We start from the raw sequence: 13,319 nt of genomic DNA, 5'->3' as shown, positions 1-13,319 counted from the left end.
GCCACAGGGTATATCTATCGCTTCAATCCCCCTTGGAACCGTCGCAGGTCGAGTGTGAAGGGAAATTCGTCATCCGTTGCCAGGTTCGGTATCGGAAGTTTCCCCGGCGTATGTCCGATCCGGAAGAAACGCGCCATCCGTCGACTCTCAGCTTCGTTGGCGTTGACCGGCAGGCTGTCATAGTTGCGCCCGCCCGGATGCGCCACGTGGTACTGACAGCCGCCCAGCGAACGTTGCATCCAGGTATCGAGCACGTCGAATACCAGCGGCGCATGGACCGGGATGGTCGGTTGCAGGCAGTTGGCCGGCTGCCAGGCGCGGAAACGTACCCCGGCGACGAACTCGCCGACCCGACCGGTGGGTTGCAAGGGCACCGGTACGCCGTTGCAAGTCAGCAGATAACGTTGTGGCGCCAGGCCGCTGAGCTTGACCTGCAAGCGCTCCAGGGACGAGTCCACGTAGCGTACGGTGCCGCCCGCCGTGCCCTCCTCCCCCAGCACATGCCAGGGTTCCAGCGCCTGCCGCAACTGCAGCTCGATACCATTGACCGCGTAATCGCCGACCTTGGGAAAGCGAAACTCCAGGTGCGCGGCGAACCACTCGGCCCGCAGCGGATAACCGGCGACATTGAGATCGTCGATGACATCGGCAAAATCCTGCTCGATGAAATGCGGCAGCAAGAAGCGATCGTGCAGCTCGGTGCCCCAGCGCGCCAGTTTCTCCGGCGCGTAGGGTTCGCGCCAGAACCGCGCCACCAGCGCCCGCAGCAGCAACTGCTGGGCCAGGCTCATGCGGGCGTGAGGCGGCATTTCGAAAGCGCGCAGCTCCAGCAAGCCGAGACGCCCGGTGGCGCCGTCCGGTGAATAGAGCTTGTCGATGCAGAACTCGGCGCGGTGGGTATTGCCGGTCACGTCGATCAACAGGTTGCGCAGCAATCGGTCCACCAGCCAGGGCGGGCACGCTTCGCCAGGCTCGGGCATTTGTGCGAAGGCGATCTCCAGTTCATACAACGCGTCGTTGCGCGCCTCGTCCACGCGGGGCGCCTGGGACGTCGGGCCGATGAACAGCCCGGAAAACAGATAGGACAACGACGGATGGTTATGCCAGTAGCTGATCAGGCTGCGCAGCAAGTCGGGACGACGCAGGAACGGCGAGTCAGCCGGCGTCGCGCCGCCCAGGACGAAATGGTTACCGCCACCGGTGCCGGTGTGCCGACCGTCGATCATGAATTTTTCGGTGGTCAGCCGGTTCAGCCGCGCCTGTTCGTAAAGAAACTCGGTGCGCTCGACCAGCTCGTCCCAGGTCGCCGACGGTTGCACGTTGACCTCGATGACGCCCGGGTCGGGTGTGATGCGAAAATTGCTCAGGCGCGGGTCGCTTGGCGGCTCGTAGCCTTCCAGCAGCACAGGGCAGCCCAGCTCTTCGGCTGTCGCCTCGATGGCACTGACCAGTTCCAGGTAATCCTCGACCCGCTCCAGCGGCGGCATGAACAGATAGAGCCGCCCTTCCCTGGCCTCGGCACAAAACGCCGTGCGCGTCAGCCAATCGGCCGATTCGTCGACTTTTGGCGCGCGCTCCTGTTCCAGGGCCGGCTCGCCGTGATGGGTGAGTTGCTCGGTGCCAGGCAACTCGGGCAAGTCCTGGTTCGCGTCGGTGGGATGGACGAACGGATACTCGGCTGCCGTCACCCATGGCTGCGATGCCAGCGGCAGGCGATAGCCCAGCGGCGAATCGCCCGGCACCAGCCGACAATGGCTGTCGCGCAAATACCAGCGGCCGCTTTGCCATTGATCGCCCTTGGCGGTGCGCGCCAGCGGCAGGACCTGGCCGACCACTTTGTCCAGGCCCTGGCTGAAAACTTTGCGCAACCGCGCCCGCTCCAGGGGATCCTCGAGCCGAGGGTCTTCGGCTGTCACGTTCGAAGGCAAGTTGCCCTCGCGCCAGAGGTAATGGAAGTTATCTTCGTAGGCCGCAAAGACGAACCGCGCAGGAATATTCAGGCGTTCGGCGACACTCGCCAGGAAACGCCCGGCCAGTTCGCCATCGGCGCCGTAGTCCTGCTGTTCTTCGGCGATCAGCGCGTTGTCGCGCCAGATCGGCACGCCGTCACGCCGCCAATAACAATTGAGCGACCACCGCGGCAGTTGCTCGCCGGGGTACCACTTGCCTTGGCCGAAGTGCACCAGTCCCTCGGGCGCGTAGTGCTGGCGCATGCGCTGGAACAACTCGGCGGAGAGGCGACGCTTGTCCGGGCCGAGCGCTGCGGTATTCCACTCGGCGCCGTCCGGGTCGATGGAAACGAAGGTCGGCTCGCCGCCCATGGTCAGGCGCACGTCGCCCTCCAGCAGGTCGCTGTCGATCTGCCGGCCCAACGCCTGGATCGCCTGCCATTGCTCTTCGGTGTATGGCTTGGTGACCCGTGGCGCCTCCCAGATTCGCTCGACGGACATTTCGTGGCTGAACTGGCACTCGCACGGTTCCACCAGGCCGCTGATCGGCGCAGCCGAGGACGGATCGGGACTACATGCCAAGGGAATATGTCCTTCACCGGCGAACAACCCGGACGTGGCGTCCAGGCCGATCCAGCCGGCGCCGGGCAGGTACACCTCGCACCAGGCATGCAGGTCAGTGAAGTCCACTTCCGTACCGGACGGGCCGTCGAGGCTTTTCACATCGGCGGTCAACTGGATCAGGTAGCCGGAGACAAACCGCGCCGCCAGGCCCAGATGACGCAACAGTTGCACCAGCAGCCAGGCCGAATCCCGGCAGGAACCGGACGCATGCTCCAGGGTGTGCTCCGGCGTCTGCACGCCGGGCTCCATGCGGATCAGGTAACCGATGTCTTCGCTCAGGCGCTGGTTCAACGCCACCAGAAAGTCCACCGCCGGCAGCGGCGTGCGGTCGATGCCGTCCAGATAAGCCTTGAATTTCGGCGTCAGCGGCAGCTTTTCCAGATAGGGCATCAATTCATGTTTCTCGTCGGCCGCGTAGGCAAACGGAATCTTCTCGGCGTAGGGCTCGAGGAAAAAGTCGAATGGATTGAACACCGCCATCTCGGCGACCAGATCGACCTCGACCCGCAGCTCATCGGTCTTTTCCGGGAACACCAGCCGCGCCAGGTAATTGCCCTGAGGGTCTTGTTGCCAATTGATGAAGTGCTGATCGGGCGAGACTTTCAGCGCATACGAAAGAATGCGCGTACGGCTATGGGCGGCTGGGCGCAGGCGCACGATCTGTGGACCGAGTTCGACAGCGCGCTCGTAGCGATAATGTGTGACATGGTGCAAAGCGACATGGATCGACACGGCGTGCCTCCTGCGGAGCCTGGGCGTTATCGAAAGCGGCGCAAGACTTATGCCATGCAGGCAGGTCGGACACTTTCTACGTCTACTCAGGGCAGTAGAGCACTAAAACCGCGCGATGCCTGTATTGATCTGCAAAGGCCGCACATAAATGCGGCGCGGGCGGTAGCGAATCGACTCAACGGCGCGGGCGCGAGGCCTTGGCGGATTGGATGATGCGTTCGCGCTGGTGGCGGATTTCGACGAGCTTGCCGCGCATTTCCCGGTGGCGTTTGCTGTTGAGCAAGAGCAGTCCCAGTAGTGGAAAAAACAAGCCTGCCGCATAAACGATTCGATTCGGACGATAGCTAATAGTCGGTAATACACACAGCAGACAAGCTACGAACAATCCAACAAACAGCCAGATCCAACCAGTCCTGCCGCGTATAACCATGAAATTGCTATGAACCAGAACCATCGTGCAGATAGCGATGCCTATGGCGGATAATTTTCCTTGGCTCGCCAACGGAACGCCTGCAAAGAAACTGTCGAGCAGAGCAAAAAGGGCTAACAAAAACGCTATTTTTGCCACAAAGATCGTTGCGATAAAGGTGGGAAAGTAGCGCCGCATGAAATCGATGAAATTCGGATAGTTTTCCATCTAGCGCCCTTTCATTCGTTTCTGCTGCCGAGCGGCAGACTTCGTCGCCACGCGCTCATGACGTAGCTCCAACAAGTTTTGACGCATCTCTCGGTGTCTCTTGCTGTTGAGTAACAGCAATCCCAGCAAGGGAAACAATAATCCAGTTACATAGGCGAAGGGGTGCGGATTATAGCCGTAGGTGGGAAGTACAGTGAAAAGGCACGCCAGATAGAACACAACAATGGCACGAACGCCCCAAGGTCGCCCTCTGATCATGATGAAATGACTCAACGCCAAAAGCAGGGATAGCATCAGCGCAAGCAGAAAAGAATATTTTCCCCGTTCAGGATCGCCTCGAAAATAAGTACTTGAGGCCAATGAAATCGAAGCGGACAAGGCAAAACAAGCTAGAAAGAAAGCGCAGATAAAAATCGGAAAATAGTGCGCAAGGAAAGCGTTCAATGAATGCTTGCGATCCATTATTCAATTTCCTCATACAGCCCCACGGCGATGGTCTTCAGGTTTCCAGACAAGCTACTGCCCGTTAGGCCGATAGCGGCCCCCAGCGAATCGCGAATCTGAGTCACGGTAGCATGGTTGATCTGAGTGGCCGTGAAACGCTTTGCAAGCGTCCCCGAACGTTGTCGAAGCTTCAATAATTTATTGGTCAGGCTTGGGTCTTTCAGCGTTAACAATTCTTTAGTTAATGCCTTCCGTTGTTGTCGAGTCAGACCTTTCGAAAGCTCATACCAACTTCTGCCCGTCGAGGCCTTTCTAGCCTGCAAGAGCTTCAGTGTGGTTAAAGTTGAAGCCCCGGCCCCCAGCAACGATGCGGCATCCAACACAGGCATCGCGTAGCGATACCAATCCTCACTGTCCATATCATCGTTAGCTGATGGATCGTTGAGTTCGTTGTACGTCCGCATCCCCCCAACCACGCACTGCGCCGTACTCGCAGAAGCAGCGGTTACTCCAATGGCTGTGACGACCAAACTCGCTCCAGCTGTAAACGGAACTGCGATCGTGCCACTGAACACTACAATCCACCCCAAAATGGCTCCAGCACAGGATAAAGTCGTATTGACCGCCTCCCCTACCAAACGAGACTCACGCGGGTTGTTCTTTACCTGATCAGCAAACTGAGCCGGCGCAATATATTTCTGCGCCTCGCGCAAAATGATTCGCTTTGGCTTGATGCTGCAAATGGGCTTGAACTCACGCAAAGTCACCACGTTGAACTCAGCGTCGATATACACCACCCCGGCACCGACGATGCCGGGATCGGCGTCAATGGCGGCAAACAATCGTGGCAGGTTGATCTGGCTTTCGATGCGTTGGCGAGCCATTCGCTGGGAGATGCTGTTATCCATGCCGATGCCCGGCAAAGGGGTACTCATATGAATCGTCCTTGAGAATCGGAAAGTGGGCCTTTATCCACACTGAACACCTGTGGCGAGGGAGCTTGCTCCGCCGTCACGCCGTTGGCGGTCGCCACGATAACAAACGGCCAGCACTGCCGCTAGAAAGCAAAACGCCAGCACTCAGGCTGGCGTCTTGCGATTGGGCGGGGCGATCAGCGCGGCACAACCGGCTTGCGCGCAGGCTTCGGTCCCTTGCCCTTGGCCGCATCCTTGCGCTCCTTGGCTGCCTTCTGATTACGGGCGAACGCAGCGGCCTTGGCTTGCTCGCGTTTATCCCAAGCATTGCCGCCGTCGCTGGCCCGCGGTGGCAGGCCGGTGTGCTGGGTCAGGATCTTGGTGGTTTCCTTGCCGACCTTGTGGCTGCCAGCCGGGGTCGAGTTCTTGCGACGGGCGCTCTGGTAGCTGTCGGTGGCAGGCTGGTGCAATGGAATCAACTGGTTCTTGCCCGGGCCGATCAGGTCGGCGCGGCCCATGCGGGTCAGCGCTTCGCGCAGCATCGGCCAGCCTTTCGGGTCGTGATAACGCAGGAACGCCTTGTGCAGGCGGCGCTGCTCTTCGCTCTTGACGATGGTCACCGCGTCGCTCTTGTAGGTGACCTTGCGCAGCGGGTTCTTGCCCGAGTGGTACATCGCGGTGGCCGTGGCCATCGGCGACGGATAGAACGCCTGCACCTGGTCGGCCCGGAAGCCGTTGCCCTTGAGCCACAGCGCCAGGTTCATCATGTCTTCGTCGGTAGTGCCCGGGTGAGCTGCGATGAAGTACGGAATCAGGTACTGCTCTTTCCCGGCTTCCTTGGTGTACTTCTCGAACATCCGCTTGAATTTGTCATAGCTGCCGATGCCCGGCTTCATCATCTGGTTGAGCGGGCCTTCCTCGGTGTGCTCCGGGGCGATCTTCAGGTAACCGCCGACGTGGTGGGTCACCAGCTCCTTGACGTACTCCGGCGACTCGACCGCCAGGTCGTAACGCAGGCCGGAGGCAATGAGGATCTTCTTCACCCCAGGCAACGCCCGGGCGCTGCGGTACAGCTGTATCAGCGACGAGTGGTCGGTGTTGAGGTTCGGGCAGATGCCGGGGAACACGCAGGACGGCTTGCGGCACGCGGATTCGATTTCCGGGCTCTTGCAGGCGATGCGGTACATGTTCGCGGTCGGGCCGCCGAGGTCGGAAATGACCCCGGTGAAACCAGGGACCTTGTCGCGGATCTCTTCGATCTCGCGAATGATCGACTCTTCCGAGCGGTTCTGGATGATCCGGCCTTCGTGCTCGGTGATCGAACAGAAGGTGCAGCCACCGAAGCAGCCGCGCATGATGTTTACCGAGAAACGGATCATCTCGTAAGCGGGGATCTTTTCCTTGCCATACGCCGGATGCGGGACACGCGCGTAAGGCATGCCAAACACGTAGTCCATTTCCTCAGTGGTCATTGGAATGGGCGGCGGGTTGAACCAGACATCGACTTCGCCGTGCTTCTGCACCAGGGCACGGGCGTTGCCCGGGTTGGTTTCCAGGTGCAGCACGCGGTTGGCGTGGGCATACAGCACCGCGTCGTTGCGCACTTTCTCTACCGATGGCAGGCGAATCACAGTCTTGTCGCGGGTCATCCTCGGGCTCGCCAGGATCTGCACGACCTTGGCTTCGCTCGGGTCCTCGACCGGGCCTTTTTCCTGCTCGATGGCGCAAGCAGCAGTGTCCTGGGTGTTGACGTACGGATTGATGATCTTGTCGATCTTGCCCGGACGGTCGATGCGCGTGGAATCGACTTCGTACCAGCCTTGCGGCGTGTCGCGGCGAATGAACGCAGTGCCGCGCACGTCGGTGATGTCTTCGATCTTGTGCCCGTAGGACAGACGCTGGGCCACTTCGACAATTGCCCGCTCGGCGTTGCCATAGAGCAGGATGTCGGCGCAGGCGTCGATCAGGATCGAGTTGCGCACCCGGTCCTGCCAGTAATCGTAGTGGGCGATGCGGCGCAGGGATGCTTCGATACCGCCAAGGACGATCGGCACGTGCTTGTAGGCTTCCTTGCAACGCTGGCTATAGACCAGGCTCGCACGGTCCGGCCGCTTGCCCGCCAGGCCACCCGGCGTGTAGGCGTCATCGGAACGGATCTTTTTGTCGGCGGTGTAGCGGTTGATCATCGAGTCCATGTTCCCGGCCGCGACGCCGAAGAACAGGTTGGGCTCGCCGAGCTTCATGAAGTCGTCTTTGGACTGCCAGTTCGGCTGGGCGATGATGCCGACACGAAAGCCCTGGGCTTCCAGCAGACGGCCAATGATCGCCATGCCGAACGACGGATGATCGACGTAGGCATCACCGGTCACGATGATGATGTCGCACGAATCCCAGCCGAGCTGATCCATCTCCTCCCTGCTCATCGGCAGGAACGGCGCCGGTCCGAAACATTCGGCCCAGTACTTGGGATAGTCAAATAACGGCTTGGCTGCTTGCATGTCGATGACCGGTATAGAAGATGAAAAATCGCGGGCGCGGAATATAGCACAAAAATTGACCAATTCCGACGACAGTGGTCGGCTTTTGCGTCGGCCTGCTTCTGCGCTCCTTAATACTCCTTCTGCACAGGGCGCAGGCAGTAAATAGTTACCGCTCGTCGAAACGGCTGGCGGGATAGCTTGGATAGATCAACCACACCAGCCAATGGTCTTCCAATGAGTAACCACAGTTCCCAGCCGCAAGAGACACCTCCCCCATCGATCTCTGTTCACCCACATGAGACTTTCATCAAAACACAACTGCCGTCCTGGGCCAAAACAGCACCAGCGGCAATGCTCAGGGAATTGCGCCAACACCTGGTCAGCAGCAATCAAGCCAGGCATGACGTCAAGGAACTTCTCGACGAACTGAAAAGCCCCGAAGCCTTTGCTCGACCTCTGGTACGTAAAGCGATCCGGGAGAACTTTCCCGGCTTTTTGAAGGACGAGAACGCCCTTTTAGTACGTGAATGGAAGAATAGTCACCTGCTGGGCCTGATCAAGACCCACCAGAAAACCACGCAGCAGACTTTACTTGAGGCCGCCCTGCAGAACTTTGAAACCTCGGAAGCAGAGGATGGGGGAATGGAACAAGGCACCGGTCTTTATAACGTCACCCAGACCGGTACGGTCCTCACGTCCGGTTCCCCGACGCGATTCGCTGGCGTGTGCCGTCAACTGGATATTGGCGGCCTGTATTCCCAGCACGTCAACGAGGTACTTCAACCACCGGCCACACCAGGCGCCAGGCGTACTGCGGCACAAGTGCTCGAGATGTTCCGTGGCAACGAGCGCAGTTGCTTCGGCGCCGCGCTGCTCTTCGCGCACCTTCGGCGCGAACTGGAACCCACGGCATATCTGCGATTACTTGGCCTGCAACGCGATACTATCCATCCTGAACTGGCGTGCAGCCACCTGACCATCGGCAACGTTGTAATCCCCAACGTCCTGGTAAGCCAACTGAAACATGGCGACAAACCGATCATCCTGTACACCCCGCAAGACCCGATTTCGCCGTTTCGTAGTCATGGGTCCCTGGAGGACCTGAACTACAGCCTGGCCGAACGCTTGAGTACCCCAGGCTACTCGGCTTTTTTCAATCGATTCGTCCCCTTGCGGCACCGGGATACATTACTGACTGTCCGCCCTTCCCAAACCTACTGGGACGATTTCATCCTGCCCGGAAAAACCGTGAGGGCCACTCTGAAAGAGCGCGTGACCCTAACCCCGATCCAAGGAGACGTATTTCTTGCAATGGCCACGCAGCGGATCACACAGATCCAGAACGATGCTCGCGTCGTCGCCGTCCCCACCGCCGATATCGATATCCAGAGCCGAGAAAAACGTCTTCAGTACTATGCCGACCTGGGCAAGTCAGCGCTGTTCTTCGCGGCCTCGTTCGTTCCAGTTGTCGGCGAAGTGCTGCTGGCGGTCAGCGCGGCCCAACTGACCGAAACCGTTTATGACGGTTTTGCCGCCTGGAGCCGGGGCGACAGCGATCGAGCCTTGAATGATCTGCTCGATATCGTGGACAGCGCTGCTTTAGCCGTGGCGACTGCCGGAGCCATCAAGGGCACCGGCTTCACCGCCAACCTGGTGAAAGTCCAGGTACGCAACAAGGGATGGCGCCTCTGGCACTCTGACCTTGCAGCCTACCGTCACACCACGACCCTACCCGAAGCGATTGCCGCCGATGCCCAAGGCATCTATCACCATGAACAACGGCAGTATCTGAAGCTTGATGAGGGTGTCCACGCCATACAACGCGACTCACAAGACCAGCACTGGCAGCTGCTTCATCCTACCGATCCGGACGCCTACACGCCCCCCGCCCTGAGCAATGGTGTTGGTGGTTGGCGCCACCTGCACGAAACGCCCAGGGATTGGGATGATCTCAAGCTGATCAGACGATTGGGACCCGACGCCGCCCACATCAAGCCCGCGGCGGTGGAGCCTATCCTGCTGCTCAGCGGAGTCGATAATACGACCCTGCGTCAGGCTCACCAGGACGTGCTGCGCCCCCCGCCCCTGCTACGCGACACGGTTAAACGTTTCAATCTCGAGCAGGAAATCAATGATTTTTCCGTCGACCGCGCCGCAGGTGAGAGCATCACCGCCCATAGTCCCCTCCTGCAGTTTCACTCGGTCTCGTCACTGCCCGGATGGCCGGCAGACCACGCCCTGTTAATCATTGACGAACAGCGAAGCGTGCTCACCCATGGGAACGGCCCCACTGAAATTCGGGTATCGCAATCGCGATTCAGGTACGGAGAATTACCGCAGGTTCTGAAAGAGCAAATGTCGCCGCAAGCATTCAAGGCACTTTTGCTGGCCCCTTATAGAGAGGATCTCACTGAAGTCGAAAACCTAGCATTGACGCTTCACAACCAGGTGCAGAAGAACCGACACGGTCTGTTTACTTGGCTCACCGAACTCGGCGAGAAACCCGAAGACCCGATTCAGCAAGTCATTCACGGCGTGATGCCCGATTTGTCGAGGAGCCACCTGGAAGAAATGGCGGCCGTACTCAGCCCGGAACAACGGCTGCGGCTGTCGCGCGAAAAAAGTCTGACGTCCGGGCAATACTGGGAGGCTCGTCGATACATTGAAGATATCCGGCTGAACCGAGTAAGGGAAAGCATCTACCTGGACTCGGCGGATATCGATGAAGGGCTACTGCTTGTCCTGGATACCTTGGACCGACTACCTGGCTGGCCTGCCTCGCTGTGGATAGAAGTGCGCGACCAGAGCATCAATGGGCCGTTGCTCGGCAGCAGCGGCAGCGAATCCGCCATTGGCCGCTATCTGCTGACCCGCCAGAATGGCCTGTATACACCCCATGACGCCGCGGGCAAACGGCTTCATGCCCCTGCGGGTCTATTCGGTGCTCTCGAACACGTTCTTTCGGACGCCGAACTCAGCACCGTGCTCAGCGGGTCAAGCGTAACGAGCCTCAAACAGGCTGTTCGCCAGACTAATCTGAAGATGCTGGCTGCACGTCCGCCCGCGATTCGAGCAAAAAGCTCAGGCCTACTGGTTCCTGACCTGACACCACAGCCTCTGGATCCGCTTTTCGCAACCTCCGAACTACCCTCCGGACTGACTTTACGCAGCGATGACCTTTATCAGTCGCAGCCCTTTCCCGACGGGTTCTACCGCTACTACGTCCAGGACAACGGGCGTTATTTTCAGGTCAAGCTGGATAGACAGGGCATCCAGCTGATCGACGCCCGCAGCCCATTCAGAGCTTACAGGCCCTACATTAAAAAAAATTCGGCAGGTGGCTGGAAGCTCGACGAAACCAAAGGCAGGATTCTGGGAGGAATGCCCTCGCCACCTCCGGCTTCCATCGACGTTGAGTCCAGCGATGAATTCGCGTCAGCCGACTCTTCTCCCGGATACGAAACAGCAGAAGACAACCTCTTGCCTATTCCGTTTACAGCAGAGGAACTGCAGCGCATGCGTGCCGTGAGGTCCTATCAACATAGCCAGAACTACTTGCGCATCTATGACCGGGCCAATAATGGCCGGTACCCCATCAGGGATACAGACGGCCAGCCCATGCGAATCAAGCGCATACAAAGTTTGGGGAGATCCGCCACCGTTGCCGGCAGAACATTCAGCAAAGAAGCGGTCTTGCCTTACATTCAATGGGAAGGCTATGAAAAAGTCGCACATTTGTACGAGGACAAACTTGAAGTAGTGCCGTTCACCGCGGCCCATCAGAAATTTCCTGAGGAAGCCGTTCTGATCGGTCAGTCGGCCGTAGTGAACAAACGGCCGCTCGAAAAAGGCGAAGTCATTGGCGTCTATGGTGGAGAGCTGGTCCCCAACTACATCGCGGCGAATCGCCAGGATCCTTATCTGATCGGAATCGCCCCGATTGATCTGCCCCATTCAAGCAGCACTGCAACGCTCATTCCTGTTGCAACGCACTTGGAGTTTTCAGGAGACAACATCCTTTCTCGGATGAATACTACTTTCGAATATGCAGAGGGCTCCCCCGTGAGGCAAGCAGCTGCGGGCTATAACGTCGAAGCTGCATTTTTTAATGTCCATACCCAAAAAGGCAGCAAACCATGGAAGAGCATGAAGCTGACCGCGTTTTTCGCCAATGAATACATTCCGCAAAACACCGAACTGCGTTGGAACTATCAATACGATGAGACGATGATCAAGGCACTGTTTGGCCCAAAGACCACGCCCTGATTATTCATCGTCATCGAAGTTGTAGCTACCCGGCGCGAGGTTTTCGAAGCGTGTGTATTTGCCGATAAACGCCAGGCGGATGAAGCCGATCGGGCCGTTACGCTGCTTGCCGATGATGATTTCGGCAATGCCCTTGTGTTCCGTCTCGGGGTGATAAACCTCGTCACGGTAGACGAACATGATGACGTCGGCGTCCTGCTCGATTGCTCCGGATTCGCGCAAGTCGGAGTTCACCGGGCGCTTGTTCGGACGCTGTTCCAGGGAACGGTTCAACTGGGACAACGCCACTACCGGGCAGTTGAATTCCTTGGCCAGGGCCTTGAGGGAACGGGAGATCTCGGAAATCTCGTTGGTCCGGTTGTCGCCGCTGGAACCGGGGATCTGCATCAATTGCAGGTAGTCGATCATGATCAGCGCAATGTCACCGTGCTCACGCACCAGGCGCCGGGTCCGGGCGCGCATTTCCGACGGGCTGATGCCCGCCGTATCATCGATGAACAGCTTGCGGTCGTTGAGCAGGTTGACCGCCGAGGTGAGGCGCGGCCAGTCGTCGTCTTCCAGCTGGCCGGAACGGACCTTGGTCTGGTCGATACGACCCAGGGACGAGAGCATACGCATGATCAGCGATTCGCCTGGCATCTCGAGGGAGTACACCAGCACCGCCTTATCGCTGCGCAGCACGGCGTTTTCCACCAGGTTCATCGCAAAGGTGGTTTTACCCATGGATGGACGGCCGGCGACGATGATCAGGTCGGACGGCTGCAAGCCGCTGGTCTTCTCGTCGAGGTCGGTATAGCCGGTGGACAATCCGGTAATGGCGTTGTCGGTGTTGAACAAGGTGTCGATGCGGTCGATGGCCTTGGTCAGCAGGTCGTTGACGCTCACCGGGCCGCCGGTCTTCGGCCGGGCTTCGGCGATCTGGAAGATTTGCCGCTCGGCTTCGTCAAGGATTTCGGCGGCGGTTCGGCCTTCCGGGTTGAAGGCGCTGTCGGCGATTTCGGTGCTGATGCCGATCAGCTGACGCAAGGTCGCCCGCTCACGAACGATCTGGGCATAAGCCTTGATGTTGGCGACCGACGGCGTGTTTTTTGCCAGTTCACCCAGGTAACCCAGGCCGCCGACCTGGGACGTCTGCCCTTCCTTGTCCAATTGCTCGGCCAGGGTCACGACGTCGATCGGCATGTTCTGATCGGCCAGGCGGGCGATCGCACGGAAAATCAGGCGGTGGTCATGCCGGTAGAAATCGCCATCGGAGACTTGATCGAGCACACGT

Annotated in this window: 7 protein-coding genes; 1 reads left to right on the top strand and 6 read right to left on the bottom strand. The window is 59.0% G+C overall.

Annotated features, from left to right (window positions below; translation table 11 throughout):
- Positions 1 to 14 precede the first annotated feature (14 nt).
- From ACE04F_RS28445 to ACE04F_RS28425, 5 genes are all read right to left on the bottom strand, one after another.
- A complete protein-coding gene (locus ACE04F_RS28445) occupies positions 15 to 3,305 on the bottom strand; it encodes a transglutaminase family protein (RefSeq protein ID WP_486110972.1) in 3,291 nt (1,096 codons plus the stop codon).
- 175 nt (positions 3,306 to 3,480) lie between these two features.
- Positions 3,481 to 3,942 carry a hypothetical protein gene (locus tag ACE04F_RS28440; protein WP_486110970.1) on the bottom strand — a complete coding sequence of 154 codons (462 nt, stop codon included), beginning with the start codon at positions 3,940 to 3,942 and terminating at the stop codon, positions 3,481 to 3,483.
- Entirely contained in the window at positions 3,943 to 4,404 is a 462-nt protein-coding gene (locus ACE04F_RS28435) for a hypothetical protein (protein WP_486110968.1), read from the bottom strand.
- A complete protein-coding gene (gene ssp4 / locus ACE04F_RS28430; RefSeq protein WP_486110966.1) occupies positions 4,404 to 5,321 on the bottom strand; it encodes an Ssp4 family T6SS effector in 918 nt (305 codons plus the stop codon). The genes ACE04F_RS28435 and ssp4 overlap by 1 nt, the downstream gene beginning before the upstream one ends.
- Positions 5,322 to 5,497: 176 nt before the next feature.
- The gene (locus ACE04F_RS28425; protein WP_486110964.1) at positions 5,498 to 7,798 is read right to left on the bottom strand and encodes a YgiQ family radical SAM protein; all 2,301 of its coding nucleotides are present in this window, start codon (positions 7,796 to 7,798) and stop codon (positions 5,498 to 5,500) included.
- Between the two features lie 216 nt (positions 7,799 to 8,014).
- On the opposite strand from ACE04F_RS28425, the gene ACE04F_RS28420 reads away from it, so the two are divergent.
- The gene (locus ACE04F_RS28420) at positions 8,015 to 12,046 is read left to right on the top strand and encodes a dermonecrotic toxin domain-containing protein (protein ID WP_486110962.1); all 4,032 of its coding nucleotides are present in this window, start codon (positions 8,015 to 8,017) and stop codon (positions 12,044 to 12,046) included.
- Here the strand turns inward: ACE04F_RS28420 and dnaB are convergent.
- The coding region (gene dnaB, locus ACE04F_RS28415) for a replicative DNA helicase (protein ID WP_486110960.1) at positions 12,047 to 13,319 on the bottom strand (1,273 nt) is incomplete at its 5' end.

It is taken from the genome of Pseudomonas sp. AGC41 (assembly GCF_057334555.1).
The sequence above is the reverse complement of the archived record's forward strand: the minus strand, read 5'-3'. Positions and strand labels throughout refer to the sequence as shown.

Coding starts and splice junctions, on each gene's coding strand:
- ACE04F_RS28435 (WP_486110968.1), bottom strand. CDS start 4,404: ATGGATCGCAAGCATTCATTGAACGCTTTCCTTGCGCACTATTTTCCG.
- ACE04F_RS28420 (WP_486110962.1), top strand. CDS start 8,015: ATGAGTAACCACAGTTCCCAGCCGCAAGAGACACCTCCCCCATCGATC.
- ACE04F_RS28440 (WP_486110970.1), bottom strand. CDS start 3,942: ATGGAAAACTATCCGAATTTCATCGATTTCATGCGGCGCTACTTTCCC.
- ACE04F_RS28425 (WP_486110964.1), bottom strand. CDS start 7,798: ATGCAAGCAGCCAAGCCGTTATTTGACTATCCCAAGTACTGGGCCGAA.
- ssp4 (WP_486110966.1), bottom strand. CDS start 5,321: ATGAGTACCCCTTTGCCGGGCATCGGCATGGATAACAGCATCTCCCAG.